The sequence below is a fragment of the Pseudomonas sp. No.21 genome, assembly GCF_054558415.1.
The window spans coordinates 48,931-63,224 of record NZ_BAAJNO010000012.1; the positions used below are offsets into that span (position 1 = coordinate 48,931).

Below are 14,294 nucleotides of genomic sequence, written 5' to 3' on the forward strand. Positions count from 1 at the left end.
GCCTCCGGCTCGTGAGGGTGGGTGCTGCCCGGATCAGCCGGGCAGCCGCACCTGCAGGCCGCCGTAACCATTGGCGCCGGGCTTGCCCTGGATCTCGACACGGCCCTGGGCGGCCAGTTCACGGGCGCGCCAGAAGAGGAAGAAGTCGGTGGCGAAGAAGCCATCGCAACGGGCCATGACGTCGGCCATCGCGCGGTCCAACGGGCGCCACTCCGATGTGCAGGACCCGATCAGGTCGGCATCGATGAAGCTGAAGTCCTCGCCATGGAAAGCCCCTTCGCGCCAGCGGCGGATGCCCGCGCCTTCGGCCAGCACGCCGCGCCACTGGGCCGCCAGCGCCTGGCGGCGCTCCGCCTCGATCAGCCTGGGCAGGTACAGCTCGGCCAGGTCGTCCGGCGCATGCATGGCCACGGCGCGACGGCTGGCCACGCGGCTGTCACCACTGCCGCAAGGCACTTCCCAGAGCGGCAGCTGGCTGTGTTCCAGCGCCGCCGCGACGCGGGCCAGCAGCAGTTGCTCGGAGGCGCTGTCGCCATGCCAGACGGTCACCGCGTGGCTCTGGGCGGCGAGGCCGGCGAGCCACTGCGCATCCTCAGCCAGGCCGGCCTCGAAGTCCGGCACCGGCTGCACCGCCACCGGCCAGACCCCACGCCAGAAGGCGGCGCGGCGGGTGCAGGGCGGCTGTTCGATGTCCTTCAGCGGGCCGACCGCGAGATCGTCGCGCAGCACCCGCAGGAAGGTGCGCGCCGCGTCTGCGCCGAGCACGGACGCGACACCTTCGACCGCGTTGTCACCGCATACCAGGTGCCACATCACGCCCTCCTTGGCCTCGACGCTACTCGCTGGGCTTCTTCAGTTTCGGATTGGGGAAGAACTGCACGCCCTGGACCTTCGGGTCGGCCGGCTTGGGCACGGCCTTGTTGACCCGCGTGCCCAGCTCCTTGGGCACCGACTGGCCTTGCGCGTTGAGGGTGTCGGCATAGCCGCAGGCCACGCACTGGCGGTGCGGCACGCCGTCCTCGTCCCACATCTGGATGCGGTCCTGCTCGCTGCACGCCGGGCACACGGCACCGGCGATGAAGCGCTTCTTGGTGACGTTCACGGGGCCTTCGCTCATGCGGCCTCCGACGACAGGCCGAGGTGGCGCAGCAGGGCGTCGATGGAGGGCTCGCGGCCACGGAAATCGACGAACAGCACCATCGGCTCCTGGGAGCCGCCACGGGCGAGGATGGCCTCGCGGAAGGCGCGGCCGGTGTCGGCGTTGAACACGCCTTCTTCCTCGAACCTGGAGAAGGCGTCGGCGGAGAGCACTTCCGCCCACTTGTAGCTGTAGTAACCGGCCGCGTAACCACCGGCGAAGATGTGCGCGAAGCTGTTGGCGAAGCGGTTGAAGGCCGGCGGGCGCATCACCGAGACCTCGGCGCGGATGCCTTCGAGCACCTCCAGCACGCTGCGGCCATCGCCGTGGGTGGCGTGCAGCTCGAAGTCGAACAGGGAGAACTCCAGCTGGCGCACCATCATCAGGCCGGACTGGAAGTTCTTCGCCGCCAGCATCTTGTCCAGCAGGTCCTGGGGCAGGGGTTCGCCGCTCTGGTAGTGGCCGGAGATCAGCGCCAGGCCTTCCGGCTCCCAGCACCAGTTCTCCATGAACTGGCTGGGCAGCTCGACCGCGTCCCAGGCCACGCCATTGATGCCGGAGGCCCCGGCGTGCTCGACGCGGGTCAGCAGGTGGTGCAGGCCGTGGCCGAACTCGTGGAACAGGGTGGTGACTTCGTCGTGGGTCAGCAGCGCGGGCTTGCCGCCGACGGCCGGCGTGAAGTTGCACACCAGGTTGGCCACCGGGCTGACCAGCTTGCCGGCGGAGGTGCGGCGCTTGTCGCGGGCACCGTCCATCCACGCGCCACCACGCTTGTTGGCGCGGGCATAGAGGTCGAAGAAGAAGCGGCCGACGTGCTGGCCGTTCTCGCGGATCTCGAACAGGCGCACGTCCGGGTGCCAGGTGTCGAAGCCCGACAGCTCGCGGATCTCGATGCCATAGAGCTTCTGCACGATGGCGAAGAGGCCGGTGAGCACCTTGTCGATGGGGAAGTAGGCGCGGAGGATTTCCTGGGAGATGCTGTAGCGCTGCTCGCGCAGCTTCTCGCTGTAGTAGCCGGTGTCCCAGCTCTGCAGATCATCCAGGCCCTGTTCGGCGGCGAAGGCCTTGAGCTCGTCGAGGTCCTGCTGCGCGAAGGGCTTGCTGCGCACGGCCAGGTCGCGGAGGAAGCTCAGCACCTGGTCGCTGGACTCGGCCATCTTGGTCGCCAGGCTCAGCTCGGCGTAGCTGGCGAAACCGAGCAGGCCGGCCAGTTCCTGGCGCAGGTCGAGGATCTGCTCCATCACCGGGCCATTGTCGTTCTGGCCGGCGTTCGGCCCCTGGTCGGAGGCACGGGTGCAGTAGGCGGTGTAGACCTCTTCGCGCAGGGCGCGGTCGTTGGCGTAGGTCATCACCGCGTAGTAGCTGGGGAACTCCAGGCTGATCAGCCAGCCATCCAGGCCCTTGGCCTGGGCGGCCTGGGCCATCTGCGCGCGGGCGGACTCGGTGAGGCCGTCGAGCGCGGCTTCGTCGGTGACGTGCTTGGTCCAGGCCTGGGTGGCGTCCAGCAGCTGGTTGGAGAAGCGGCTGGTGAGCTCGGAGAGCTTCATCTGGATTTCGCCATAGCGCTGCTGCTCGTCGGCCGGCAGGTCGATGCCGGAGAGGCGGAAGTCACGCAGGGCGTGTTCGAGGATGGTCTTCTGCGCCACGTCGAAGCCGGCGGCCTCGGGGCTGCCGGCCAGTGCCTCGTAGGCCTGGAACAGTTCGCGGTTCTGGCCCAGTTCGGTCCAGTACTCGGAGAGCTTGGGCAGGCAGGCCTCATAGGCGCCGCGCAGCTCGGCGCTGTTGCACACGGCGTTGAGGTGGCTGACCGGGCTCCACGCACGGCCCAGGCGCTCGCCGAGTTCGTCCAGCGCCAGCACCAGGCCCTGCCAGGTCGGCGTACCCTGCTGGCCGGCGAGCAGCGCATCGATGGCGGCGCGGCTGTCGGCGAGGATGGTGTCGATGGCGGGCTCTACATGTTCCGGACGGATGCTGGAGTAGGGCGGCAGGTCGAAATCCTGAAGGAGGGGATTGCTGGAACTCACGGCATTCACCTGTTGCGTCTGGAAAGTTGATGGATCGTTGATACCGGGAAAGAGAGAGGGGGCACAAGGCCCCCTCCGAAAATCATTTCCTGCGCCTGGACAGATGCCAGGAGCCGTTCAGTGGCATACCGCTCACGCCCTTGGCGATCTTCTTGATCTGCCCTCCTCGCCGCAGATAGGCGGCTACATGGGCCTCGAGGGCTTCGCGGGTCACCGTGGCCGCTGCGGCCTTGGGACGATTCGCGGAAGATCTGAAACTCAAGGTAGTCATGGACACTCTCCTTTCCAGAGACGGCCGGCCACTATGCCAGAATTTTGACGTGCCTGCCTGGAAGGGGACTGAAGAGTGGGACAACCATCGAGCCGGGAGGTTTACCCCGGGTCGACAGCGGACATCTTAATTACAATCGGCGTACAACGCAGCCACAGGACTTTCTATGAGCGCGATACGAACCTACCGCGGCACCGCACCACAGCTGGGTGAACGGGTTTTCGTCGATCGATCCGCAGTCGTCATCGGCGATGTCGAACTGGGCGAGGACAGCTCGGTCTGGCCCTTCGCCCTGATCCGCGGCGACATGCATCACATCCGCATCGGGGCACGGACCAGCGTGCAGGACGGCAGTGTCCTGCATATCACCCATGCCGGCCCCTTCAACCCGGACGGCTTTCCCCTTCTCATCGGCGACGACGTGACCATCGGCCACAAGGTGACCCTGCACGGCTGCACCCTCGGCAACCGCATCCTGGTGGGCATGGGCAGCATCGTCATGGACGGCGCCGTGGTCGAGGACGAGGTGGTGATCGGCGCCGGCAGCCTGGTGCCACCGGGCAAGCGCCTGGAGAGCGGCTTCCTCTACGTCGGAAGCCCGGTGAAACAGGCCCGCCCGCTGAGCGACAAGGAAAGGGCCTTCTTCACCTACAGCGCCGCCAACTACGTGAAGCTGAAGGACCTGCATATCGCCGAGGGATACGACCAGTGACGCCACCGGCCGGCCATGCCCAGCGGATGCTCGGCACGGTCGGCCAACCCCGCTATCCTGCCCACCCCCGAGCCCAGACCGCCTAAAGCCATGCACCAGCCGAACATCCTCTTCGACCTCGACGGCACCCTCACCGACCCGCGCGAGGGCATCACCCGCTCCATCCAGTACGCCCTGGGCAAGCTGGATATCCACGAGCCGGACCTCACCCGCCTGGAGCATTTCATCGGCCCGCCGCTGTTGCAGTGCTTCATGCAGACCTACGGTTTCGACGAGCCGCGCGCCTGGGAGGCGGTGAACCACTACCGCGATCGCTTCAAGGTCACCGGGCTCTACGAGAACCGCGTGTTCGAGGGCGTCGCCCAGCTGCTGGGGATGCTCGGCGAGCAGGGCCGCACGCTGTACATCGCCACCAGCAAGCCGGCGGTGTTCGCCCGCGAGATCGCCCGGCACTTCGACTTCGCCAGGCATTTCAAGGTGATCTACGGCAGCGAGCTGGACGGCACCCGCACCAACAAGGTGGACCTGATCCGCCACCTGCTGGACGAGGAGGGATTGGACCCGGCGCAGACGCTGATGATCGGTGACCGCAAGCACGACCTGATCGGCGCCCGGGAGAATGGCCTGCAAGCCATCGGCGTCGGCTACGGCTTCGGCAGCCACGAGGAGCTGATGGCGGAAGCCCCGGCCTGGTACTTCGCCACCCTCGCGGAAATGCACCAGGCCTTCGAAGGCGTGTAGCCCGGGCTTCAGCCCGGGTGCTCCAGGGCTGCGGACTCAGGTCCCGTTGCGCTGGTAGACGATCTTCTTCGTGCCGTTCTCGCAGGTGCCGACCACCATGTTCGGGTCTTCCACCTCGGCGGCCGGCACGATTTCCAGCGTATAGGCGGTCACCCCGGCGGCCTGGATCTTCACCTCGATCTCCTGCTTGAGCGCCTCGCACGGCTTGGGCGCCGCCACGGCGGTGCTCCCCAGCAGGCCGAGCAGCACGGCCAATCCCCATCTGTTCATCGCACACCTCCTGTCAGGCGAATCCGCGTTCATTCGACCGATGCGGCCACCGGCGAGTTCTCCGGCATCAGCTCGGCCAGGGCGGCCTGGCGCTCGACCGGCGGACGCGCCGCCAGCGCTGCCACCCGCCCGTGGAAATCCGTCCAGCCGGCGCTGCGCCGATACAACTCGGCGAAGGCTGGCACCCAGCGGTCGTAGAGGCCGAAAGGCAGCAGCTTGGCGTTGTTCAGCGGGCTTTCGATCCAGCCGTCGTAGCGGCCCACGCCCTGCCACTGGCTGTCACGCAGCTGGCGATAGTCCCGGCGCAGGCGCTCGAACTCGGCCTGCTTGGCCAGGTGCTTCTGCGCCTCGGGCAGGTCGCTGGCGTAGAGCCGCTCCAGGCGCTCGCGGCAGGCCAGCACCAGCGCGGTGAACTGATCGCGCTGGCGCACCCCGGCCTCGCCGCCGACCGGCAGGCCCTGGCGAGCGCGCCACTGGCGCAGGCCCTCGCGCTCGACGAAGCTGGCGAAGGATTCGTTGAAGGCGCTGTCGTCGGCGACATAGAGCTTCTGGTGCGCCAGCTCGTGGAAGATCACCGCCGCCAGCCGGTCATCGTCCCAGCGCACCATGCTGCTGAGGATCGGGTCGTCGAACCAGCCCAGGGTGGAATAGGCCTCGACGCCGCCGATCCAGGTATCCAGCCCCTGCTCGCGCATCAGCGCCGCGGCGCCGCGTGCACGGCCGGGCTGGTAGTAGCCGCGGTAGGCGACGCAACCGGCGATGGGGAAGCAGTGGGTGATGGGCGCCAGAGACAGCGCCGGCGTGGCGAAGACGTTCCACACCACGAAGGGCCTGTGGATATCGGCATAGACGCGGTAGCTGCCGTTGTCCGGCAGGGCCAGTTCGGCGCTGGCGAAATCCCGCGCCCGTTGCGCCAGCGCCAGGCGCTGGCGCAACGCGGCATCACGGGCGGGATCGGCGAGCACCTGCGCCACCGGCTCGCGGGCGCGCAGCAGCTGGAACTGACCGCTGGCCAGCTGGCCGTAGTAGTCCAGGCTGGAGCAACCGTTCAGCGCCAGGGCGAGCAGCAACGGAACCGCAAAGGCGCGGGCGCGGTCGAGAGAGGCTAGAAGAATGGGGGCCGGCATGGCGTGAAGCTAGCGCATGGCCCCAAAGCACGCCACAAGGAGTTGCCGCATGCGTCGCCTGCTTCCCACTGTCCTGCTGCTCAACCTCGGCGGTTGCTCGCTGATCATGCCCAGCCCCGACCCCGACCAGGCCTGGATCGACCTTGACCCGCCGCAAAGGCATGCCTTGCAGGCGACCCGCGTCGACCGCCAGCCGCTGGAGGACGACCGCTACTTCCAGGTCACCCCCGGCAACCACGAACTGGAAGTGCGCTTCAGTTTCGACGTGGACGGCGACGACATCGGCCCCCAGCGCGAGCCCATGACCCGCACCTGCCTGCTGAAGCTGGACTACCCGGAATTCACTGCTGGCCAGCGCTACCAGCTCAAGGCCGGCGGCATCGGCTTCCGCCCCTGGGCGCGGCTCTACAGTGAAGACAACCGCGAGGTGGCGCGGGCGCGGGAAAGTCGCTGCGGCGATGTCTGAAAACGGGCGCCAGGTTTATCCTGAACGCCCCGCCCTTCCGAGGATTCCGCCATGCGCAAGCTACCCGCCGCATGCCTGCTGGCCAGCCTGACGGCCTGCGCCGGCCCGCTTCCCCAGCCCGACCCCGGCCAGGCCTGGATCGACCTGCGCGGCGAGCCGGGCACCACCTTCATGGCCGACCGCCTGGACGGCAAGCGCACCGCCGACGGACGCTACTACCAGGTCACCCCCGGTCGCCATGAACTGGAGATGCGCTACCAGTTCGAGGTTTCCAGCGGCGGCGGCTTCAACAGCGACGCAGGCCCCTTCCAGCTCACCTGCCATGTGCGCATCCGCTTTGACGGGTTCGCCGCCGGCGAGCGCTACCGCATCGACGCACGCCCGATCGTCATGCGCCCCCAGGTGCTGATGTACGACGCCCGAGCCCAGGTGGTGGCGCGTGGCGAGACGCTGGGCTGCGGGCCGATCTGAACCGCCCCTAGCCGCGCAGGCCGGCGAGGATGTCGAAGGCGCGCAAGCGGTGCTCGTGCTGGTAGACGTCGCAGGTGAAGATCAGCTCGTCCGCGCCGGTCTGCTCCAGCAGCACCTCCAGCTTGCCGCGGATCTTTTCCGGCCCACCGACCATGGCCATCGCCAGGAAGCTGCCGACCGCCTCCTTCTCGTGGGGCAACCAGCGCCCGGCCATGCTCTCCACCGGCGGGCGCAGCACCAGGCTCTCGCCACGCATCAGGCTCAGCACCCGCTGGTAGACGGTGGTGGCGAGGAAGTCCGCCTCCTCGTCCGTGGGCGCAGCCACCAGGGGCACGCCAAGCATCACGTAGGGCGCATCGAGCACCGCCGAGGGGCGGAAATGGTTGCGGTAGACACGGATCGCCTCGTGCATGTAGCGCGGGGCGAAGTGCGAAGCGAAGGCGTAGGGCAGGCCCTTCTGCCCGGCCAGCTGGGCGCTGAACAGGCTGGAGCCGAGCAGCCAGATCGGCACCCGGGTGTCCATGCCGGGCATGGCGATGACCTTCTGCCCTTCCAGGCGCGGGCCGAGCAGCAGCTCCAGCTCCTCCACGTCCTGGGGGAAATCGTCGGCGCTGCCGGAGCGCTCGCGGCGCAGGGCGCGGGCGGTCAGGTGGTCGGCGCCCGGCGCACGGCCAAGGCCCAGTTCGATGCGCCCGGGGTAGAGCGTGGCGAGGGTGCCGAACTGCTCGGCGATCACCAGGGGCGCGTGGTTCGGCAGCATGATCCCGCCCGATCCCAGGCGCAGCGTGGAGGTATTGGCCGCCAGGTAGCCCAGCAGCACCGAAGTGGCGGAACTGGCGATGCCTTCCATATTGTGGTGCTCGGCCACCCAGAAGCGCGAGAAGCCGAGCTGTTCCACATGGCGCGCCAGGGCCAGGGAGTTGTGCAGCGCCTGGGCGGGGCCGCCATCGTCGCGGATGGGCGCCAGGTCGAGGACGGAAAGGGGCAGGGAAGAAAGGGCTGACATAGCGAAGGGACCTTGCTGAGGGGAAGACTCGCGCCTTCCACGTGACACAGGGGTCCTACTCTAGGCCGACCCGCAGGCAGCCACCAGAAGGCACTTTTCGGTAACCAGGGCACCTCGGGGTAAGCAAGGCAGGCTGGCGAGCGCCCATGAAAAAGCCGGCGCGGACGCCGGCTTGACAGCTCATCGCGCGATCAATTGCGCTGGTAGACGATTTCCTTGGTGCCCGCTTCGCAGCTGCCGACCACCTTTTTGTCGGTCGCGCTGCCCTTGTCGACGATCTCAAGGGTGTAGGAGGTGGCTCCGTTCGCCTTGATCTTCGCGTCGATCTCGGACTTCAGCTCTTCACAGGGCTTGGCGGCGGCGAAGGCCGAGCCGGCAAGGGTGAACAGGCCAATGGCCAACAACAGTTTCTTCATCGGTAACGCTCCCTCGTTGTAGAAAAGAAAAGGCTCGAGCGAGCCGCGGAGACCAGCCGTCTCCAAGGGGATGGCATCTGTGGTCTTGTTCGATCCGACACCACATGGCCAAACCTGTGTGAGCCTAGCCCAGCGGCCGGGCGTTATCTGTAAGACGATCAGCTATCGCTGAGTCGGAAGCCGACCTTCAAAGTGACCTGGTAATGGCCGACCTTGCCGTTCTCGATGTGCCCCCGGGTCTCCACGACCTCGAACCAGTCGAGATTGCGGATGGACTTGGCCGCCTCGGCCAGGGCGTTGTTGATCGCCTCGTCGATGCTGTTGCGGGAGGAGCCGACGATCTCGATCTTCTTGTAGGTGTGATGATCCGACATGGATGTTCTCCTTGCGTTTCAGAAATGGGCCACTTGCCATCTCAGGCCCGGGATTTCCCGAATAAGTTCAGATTAGCTGCACTCCTCGGCGATACGGGGGTCGGACCTAGTACCCCAACCCGAAAGAGGAGGTACGACATGGCTCTCTTCATGTCTCGCAAGAAATCCACCCTGCAGGGCATCGAGCAGGAAATCGAACAACTGCGCAGCGGTATCGAGCGCATCAAGCACGTGGTGGAGGCCGAGTCGCAGCACTCGCTGGACGCCATCCAGAGCGGCGCCCTGCATACCCTGAGCCGCTCTCGTGACCTCGCCGGCCAGGCCTGGGAGCGCACCGCCAGAGCCGGCATCGCCACCCGCGACTACAGCCGCGAGCACCCGCTGGCCACCGCCGGGGTGGCAGCGGGCGCCGTGGGCGTGGTGGCACTGGCGGCCTACATGCTGCGCCACCGGAGCTGAGCCCGACGCGGCTGCGCGGCTATCCGGCCCCTTGCGGTACCTTACCGGGCCGGCCCCGCCATGGGGCCGGCCTGGTGCATGAACGGAAAGGATTGCCGGAGCGGCCACTTCGCCGCTGAGGATGTCGCCAACGACTTCGGTGATCGGCGCAACCTGATGCTCACGGTGAGGTACACCCCGGAGTGCTGAATCACCAGCACCCCTCGGCCCCGACACACCGGAGCATCGGGTGCTTCAGCCAGGCTGGGCAAAAGCCTGGCGCAGCCACTGCGCCAGGCGCTCGGCGCGCGGGCCCTGGCGCCCGGCCGGCACCCACAGGGCCAGCCGCGCCGGGGTCTCGACGAAGCCCCAGGGCGCCACCAGGCGGCCGGCAGCCAGGTCATCGGCCACCAGTTGCTGCGGCGCGATGGCCACGCCCAGGCCGGCCACCGCCGCCTCCAGCAGGTAGTACAGGTGCTCGAAGCCCTGGCCCAGCTGCAACCCTTCCGCGTCCAGTCCCTCCGCCCGGGCCCATTGCGGCCAGGCCTGTGGGCGCGATTCCGTGTGCAGCACCGGGCGCCGCAACAGACGCTCGGGCGGCGCCTGCTCCAGCTCGGCGAAACCGGCGTAGCGGGGGCTCAGCACCGGGCCGATGCGCTCCTCGGCCAGCGCGAACACCTGCATGTCCGCCGGCCAGGGCGGTGCGGCGAAGAGCAGGGTGGCGTCCAGCTGTGGGCTGCGCGGGTCCAGCTCGCCCTGGCTGCTGGAGAGCTGCAGGCGCAGTTCCGGCAGCTCGCGGTTGAGCCGGTCCAGGCGCGGGATAAACCAGCGCGCCAGCAGGCTGCCGGGGCAACCGAGGACGAAGGGGCGATCCTCCTCCTGGCGGCGCAGGTCCGCGCAGACGCCACGCAGCCGCTCGAAGGCATCCCCCGCCGCCTCGGCCAGGCGCTGGCCGGCATCCGTGAGTTTTATGCCGCGCCCATCCTTGGCCAGCAGCGCCACGCCCAGCTGTTCCTCCAACGCGCGCACCTGACGGCTCACCGCGCCGTGGGTGACGTGCAGCTCTTCCGCCGCTCGGCTTACGCTGAGCAGGCGGGCGGCACTTTCGAAGGCCTTCAGGGCATTCAGGGGAGGGAGGTCGCGGCTCATGGCTATATGTGAGTTTTACTGACAGGTCAGCGCAATCTAATCGCTTTTCCCGGAAGCGGCCAGCGTTAGAATGGCTGCCATCGGATACCACTCCCAGGAGTTCCACCATGACTTCACTGCGCACCGGCCCCGACGCCAAGGGCCTGTTCGGCTCCTTCGGCGGCCAATACGTCGCCGAAACCCTGATGCCGCTGATCCACGACCTGGCCCGCGAGTATGAAGCCGCCAAGGACGACCCGGAATTCCTCAAGGAACTGGCCTACTTCCAGCGCGACTACGTCGGCCGCCCGAGCCCGCTGTACTTCGCCGAACGCCTGACCGAGCACTGTGGCGGCGCGAAGATCTACCTCAAGCGCGAAGAGCTGAACCACACCGGCGCGCACAAGATCAACAACTGCATCGGCCAGATCCTCCTGGCCAAGCGCATGGGCAAGAAACGCATCATCGCCGAGACCGGCGCCGGCATGCACGGCGTGGCCACCGCCACCGTGGCCGCGCGTTTCGGCATGGAATGCGTGATCTTCATGGGCACCACCGACATCGACCGCCAGCAGGCCAACGTGTTCCGCATGAAGCTCCTCGGCGCCACCGTGATCCCGGTCACCGCCGGCACCGGCACCCTCAAGGACGCGATGAACGAAGCGCTGCGCGACTGGGTGACCAACGTCCACAACACCTTCTACCTGATCGGCACCGTCGCCGGCCCGCACCCGTACCCGGCCATGGTCCGCGACTTCCAGGCCGTCATCGGCAAGGAAACCCGCGAGCAGCTGGCCGAGAAGGAAGGGCGCCTGCCCGATTCGCTGGTCGCCTGCATCGGCGGGGGCTCCAACGCCATGGGCCTGTTCCACCCCTTCCTCGATGACCAGAGCGTTGCGATCATCGGCGTCGAGGCGGCCGGCCACGGCATCGCGACCGGCAAGCATGCCGCCAGTCTCAACGGCGGCATCCCCGGCGTGCTGCACGGCAACCGCACCTTCCTGCTGCAGGACGAGGACGGCCAGATCATCGACGCCCACTCCATCTCCGCCGGCCTGGACTACCCCGGCATCGGCCCGGAGCACGCGTGGCTGCATGACATCGGCCGCGTCGAGTACACCTCCATCACCGACGACGAAGCCCTGGACGCCTTCCACCAGTGCTGCCGCCTCGAAGGCATCATCCCGGCCCTGGAGAGCTCCCACGCCCTGGCCGAGGTGTTCAAGCGCGCACCCAACCTGCCGAAGGACCACCTCATGGTGGTCAACCTCTCCGGCCGTGGCGACAAGGACATGCAGACCGTGATGCACCACATGCAACAGGAGCCCCAGGCATGAGCCGCTTGCAGACCCGCTTCGCCGAACTGAAACAGCAGAACCGCGCCGCCCTGGTGACCTTCCTCACCGCCGGCGACCCGGGCTACGACGCCTCCCTGGCGATCCTCAAGGGCCTGCCGGAAGCCGGCGCCGACGTGATCGAGCTGGGCATGCCCTTCACCGACCCGATGGCCGACGGCCCGTCGATCCAGCTGGCCAACATCCGTGCCCTGGCGGCCAAGCAGAACCTGGCGAAAACCCTGCAGCTGGTCCGCGAGTTCCGTGAAGGCAACCAGGACACCCCGGTGGTGCTGATGGGCTACTTCAACCCCATCCACCACTACGGCGTCGAGCGCTTCATCGGCGACGCCAGGGAAGCCGGCGTGGATGGCCTGATCGTCGTCGACCTGCCGCCGGAACATAACGAAGACCTCTGCCACCCGGCCCAGGCCGCCGGCATCGACTTCATCCGCCTGACCACCCCGACCACCGACGACAAGCGCCTGCCCGTGGTGCTCGAGGGCAGCTCCGGCTTCGTCTACTACGTCTCGGTGGCCGGCGTCACCGGTGCCGGCTCCGCCACCCTGGAGCACGTGCAGGAAGCCGTGGCCCGCCTGCGCCGCCACACCGACCTGCCGGTGGCCATCGGCTTCGGCATCCGCACCGCCGAACACGCCGCCAGCATCGCCCGCCTCGCCGACGGCGTGGTGGTGGGCTCCGCCCTGGTGGACCAGATCGCCAAGGCCGAGACCGCCGAGCAGGCCATCGACGGTGTCCTCACCCTCTGCAAATCCCTGGCCGAAGGCGTGCGCAGCGCCCGCGCCTGAGGAGCAAGCCCACCCGCATGGACTTCGTCGGGTGGGCTGTAGGGTGGGCTTCAGCCCACCGAATAGGGCCCGAACACGAGGCAACGGATTGCCATGTCGAACTACCGCCGAAGCCTGGTGCCCGGCGGCACCTTCTTTTTCACGGTCACCCTGGCCGATCGCCGCGCCACACTGCTGACCGATGCCATCCCTTCATTGCGCCGGGCCTACTCCCTCGCCCTGCAACGCATACCCTTCGACACCGTCGCCATCTGCGTATTGCCGGACCATCTGCACGCCATCTGGACCCTGCCGCCCGGGGATGCTGACTTCTCCCGCCGCTGGAGCCTGATCAAGAGCCAGTTCTCCATGACGCTGTCTCCGTCCCCACGCTCGGCAAGCAAGGCGAACCGGCGGGAAAAAGGCATCTGGCAACGGCGCTTCTGGGAGCACCAGATAAGGGACCAGGTCGACCTGGAACGGCACGTCGACTACATCCACCACAACCCGGTCAGGCATGGGCTGGTGACACAGGTGAAGGACTGGCCCTATTCGAGCTTCCACCGCTACGTGAAAGACGGGCTGCTACCGGAAGACTGGGCCGGGGATGGGGAGGATGCCGGTGGTTTCGGTGAGTAGCGGGGGCATCGTGGTGGGCTGAAGCCCACCCTACGCCCGGAACCGGTGCTCTCGATAGGGTGGGCTTCAGCCCACCATTGTTCCTAAAGCCGCAACTCGACAGGCCGCCGGCCCAGGCGACTTATCCACAGGGAGGCGAGAATCACCGCACCGCCCAGGGCGAGGCGGGGGAGATCGGCGTCGCGGTTCCAGATCAGCAGGTTGACCACCAGCCCGGCGGGAACGTGGAGTTCGTTCATCACCGCCAGGGTGCCGGCGCTCACGGTGGTGCTGCCCTTCACCCACCAGAACATCCCCAGGGCCGTGGCGAACAGGCCCATCCACAGCAGCACGCCCCATTGCACGGCGGTCTGCGGCAGGCGTTCCGGGTTGCCGAAGAGCAGGAAGGAGGGCAGCGCCAGCAGCAGCGCACCGAGGAAGAAGTGGCCGAAGAAGCGGTGCAGCGGCTGCTCCACCGGGTAGCGCACCAGCAGGCGGCGGCACAGCACCTGGCCGGCGGCGAAGGTGGCGTTGGCCACCTGCAGCAGGATGAAGCCGAGCAGGTAGTCCCCTTCCAGGCGGTCGAGGCGGATGATCACCCCGCCGCCCACCGCCACCAGCGCGGCCAGCAGCGCCCAGGGGCTGAAGCGCCGGGCGAGGGCATCGTCCAGCAGGGTGACGTAGATGGGCGTGAGCACGGTGAACAGCAGCACCTCCGGCACCGTGAGCACGGCGAAGCTGCGGTACAGGCACAGGTAGGTGATGCCGAACTGCAGCGCCCCGGCCAGCCAGAACCCAGCCAGCAGCCTTGGCGGCAAGCCGCGCCAGCGGGTGAAGGGGAGGAACACCAGGGCGGCGATCAGCACCCGCGCCAGCACGGCGAAATCGCTGTCCACCCGCCCGGCCAGGTACTCGCCTATGAGGCTGAAGGAAAAGGCCCAGAGCAGGGTGACGACGAGCAGGTAGCGCATG

The 14,294-nt window shown here is 67.8% G+C and carries 19 protein-coding genes; 8 read left to right on the forward strand and 11 right to left on the reverse strand.

Annotated features, from left to right (window positions below):
* Window positions 1-33: 33 nt before the first annotated feature.
* The 4 genes from ACYJSS_RS23615 to ACYJSS_RS23630 all read right to left on the reverse strand — a co-directional run bounded on the left by ACYJSS_RS23615 (window position 34) and on the right by ACYJSS_RS23630 (window position 3,433).
* Window positions 34-813 carry a DUF1835 domain-containing protein gene (locus ACYJSS_RS23615; protein WP_236205084.1) on the reverse strand — a complete coding sequence of 260 codons (780 nt, stop codon included), beginning with the start codon at window positions 811-813 and terminating at the stop codon, window positions 34-36.
* Between the two features lie 22 nt (window positions 814-835).
* Window positions 836-1,117, reverse strand: a complete 282-nt coding sequence (locus ACYJSS_RS23620) for a YheV family putative zinc ribbon protein (protein WP_021219893.1) — start codon at window positions 1,115-1,117, stop codon at window positions 836-838.
* Window positions 1,114-3,162: an oligopeptidase A gene (gene prlC / locus ACYJSS_RS23625; RefSeq protein WP_459480624.1), complete on the reverse strand. Its 2,049-nt coding sequence runs from the start codon at window positions 3,160-3,162 to the stop codon at window positions 1,114-1,116. The genes ACYJSS_RS23620 and prlC overlap by 4 nt, the downstream gene beginning before the upstream one ends.
* An 82-nt stretch (window positions 3,163-3,244) precedes the next feature.
* Window positions 3,245-3,433 (reverse strand): hypothetical protein, encoded by a 189-nt coding sequence (locus ACYJSS_RS23630; protein ID WP_111259279.1) that lies wholly within the window; start codon window positions 3,431-3,433, stop codon window positions 3,245-3,247.
* A 166-nt stretch (window positions 3,434-3,599) separates the two neighbouring features.
* Here ACYJSS_RS23630 and ACYJSS_RS23635 point away from each other — a divergent pair, with 166 nt between their 5' ends.
* Both ACYJSS_RS23635 and ACYJSS_RS23640 read left to right on the forward strand, forming a co-directional pair.
* Window positions 3,600-4,145, forward strand: a complete 546-nt coding sequence (locus ACYJSS_RS23635; protein ID WP_111259278.1) for a gamma carbonic anhydrase family protein — start codon at window positions 3,600-3,602, stop codon at window positions 4,143-4,145.
* A gap of 90 nt (window positions 4,146-4,235) precedes the next feature.
* Entirely contained in the window at window positions 4,236-4,886 is a 651-nt protein-coding gene (locus ACYJSS_RS23640) for an HAD family hydrolase (RefSeq protein ID WP_111259277.1), read from the forward strand.
* Window positions 4,887-4,922: 36 nt separating this feature from the next.
* Here ACYJSS_RS23640 and ACYJSS_RS23645 read toward each other — a convergent pair whose 3' ends face one another.
* On the reverse strand, window positions 4,923-5,156 hold the full coding sequence (locus ACYJSS_RS23645) for a DUF1161 domain-containing protein (RefSeq protein WP_111259276.1): 234 nt from the start codon (window positions 5,154-5,156) through the stop codon (window positions 4,923-4,925).
* 29 nt (window positions 5,157-5,185) lie between these two features.
* Entirely contained in the window at window positions 5,186-6,283 is a 1,098-nt protein-coding gene (locus tag ACYJSS_RS23650; protein WP_236205086.1) for an aminopeptidase, read from the reverse strand.
* A gap of 49 nt (window positions 6,284-6,332) precedes the next feature.
* Between ACYJSS_RS23650 and ACYJSS_RS23655 the strand changes: the two genes are divergently transcribed.
* Window positions 6,333-6,749: a PA0061/PA0062 family lipoprotein gene (locus ACYJSS_RS23655; RefSeq protein WP_111259274.1), complete on the forward strand. Its 417-nt coding sequence runs from the start codon at window positions 6,333-6,335 to the stop codon at window positions 6,747-6,749.
* A gap of 51 nt (window positions 6,750-6,800) precedes the next feature.
* Window positions 6,801-7,220, forward strand: coding sequence for a PA0061/PA0062 family lipoprotein (locus ACYJSS_RS23660; RefSeq protein ID WP_111259273.1), 420 nt, complete (start codon window positions 6,801-6,803; stop codon window positions 7,218-7,220).
* 7 nt (window positions 7,221-7,227) lie between these two features.
* Here the strand turns inward: ACYJSS_RS23660 and ACYJSS_RS23665 are convergent, their stop codons facing one another.
* The 3 genes from ACYJSS_RS23665 to ACYJSS_RS23675 all read right to left on the reverse strand — a co-directional run bounded on the left by ACYJSS_RS23665 (window position 7,228) and on the right by ACYJSS_RS23675 (window position 9,016).
* Window positions 7,228-8,226, reverse strand: a complete 999-nt coding sequence (locus ACYJSS_RS23665) for an LLM class flavin-dependent oxidoreductase (protein WP_111259272.1) — start codon at window positions 8,224-8,226, stop codon at window positions 7,228-7,230.
* A gap of 191 nt (window positions 8,227-8,417) precedes the next feature.
* A complete protein-coding gene (locus ACYJSS_RS23670) occupies window positions 8,418-8,642 on the reverse strand; it encodes a DUF1161 domain-containing protein (protein ID WP_111259271.1) in 225 nt (74 codons plus the stop codon).
* A 158-nt stretch (window positions 8,643-8,800) separates the two neighbouring features.
* The gene (locus ACYJSS_RS23675) at window positions 8,801-9,016 is read right to left on the reverse strand and encodes a dodecin (protein WP_111259270.1); all 216 of its coding nucleotides are present in this window, start codon (window positions 9,014-9,016) and stop codon (window positions 8,801-8,803) included.
* A gap of 138 nt (window positions 9,017-9,154) precedes the next feature.
* Here ACYJSS_RS23675 and ACYJSS_RS23680 point away from each other — a divergent pair, with 138 nt between their 5' ends.
* Window positions 9,155-9,475, forward strand: a complete 321-nt coding sequence (locus ACYJSS_RS23680) for a DUF883 domain-containing protein (protein ID WP_236205087.1) — start codon at window positions 9,155-9,157, stop codon at window positions 9,473-9,475.
* A gap of 234 nt (window positions 9,476-9,709) precedes the next feature.
* On the opposite strand, the gene ACYJSS_RS23685 is transcribed toward ACYJSS_RS23680, so the two are convergent.
* The gene (locus tag ACYJSS_RS23685) at window positions 9,710-10,603 is read right to left on the reverse strand and encodes a LysR family transcriptional regulator (RefSeq protein WP_236205088.1); all 894 of its coding nucleotides are present in this window, start codon (window positions 10,601-10,603) and stop codon (window positions 9,710-9,712) included.
* 107 nt (window positions 10,604-10,710) lie between these two features.
* Between ACYJSS_RS23685 and trpB the strand changes: the two genes are divergently transcribed.
* From trpB to ACYJSS_RS23700, 3 genes are all read left to right on the forward strand, one after another.
* Window positions 10,711-11,919, forward strand: coding sequence for a tryptophan synthase subunit beta (gene trpB / locus ACYJSS_RS23690; RefSeq protein WP_111259268.1), 1,209 nt, complete (start codon window positions 10,711-10,713; stop codon window positions 11,917-11,919).
* Window positions 11,916-12,725 (forward strand): tryptophan synthase subunit alpha, encoded by an 810-nt coding sequence (gene trpA, locus ACYJSS_RS23695; RefSeq protein ID WP_236205089.1) that lies wholly within the window; start codon window positions 11,916-11,918, stop codon window positions 12,723-12,725. Before trpB ends, trpA begins: the two co-directional genes overlap by 4 nt.
* A 93-nt stretch (window positions 12,726-12,818) precedes the next feature.
* Window positions 12,819-13,343 (forward strand): REP-associated tyrosine transposase, encoded by a 525-nt coding sequence (locus tag ACYJSS_RS23700; protein ID WP_111259266.1) that lies wholly within the window; start codon window positions 12,819-12,821, stop codon window positions 13,341-13,343.
* A gap of 83 nt (window positions 13,344-13,426) precedes the next feature.
* Here ACYJSS_RS23700 and ACYJSS_RS23705 read toward each other — a convergent pair whose 3' ends face one another.
* Window positions 13,427-14,293, reverse strand: a complete 867-nt coding sequence (locus ACYJSS_RS23705; RefSeq protein ID WP_236205090.1) for a carboxylate/amino acid/amine transporter — start codon at window positions 14,291-14,293, stop codon at window positions 13,427-13,429.
* Between the last annotated feature and the right edge of the window lies 1 nt (window position 14,294).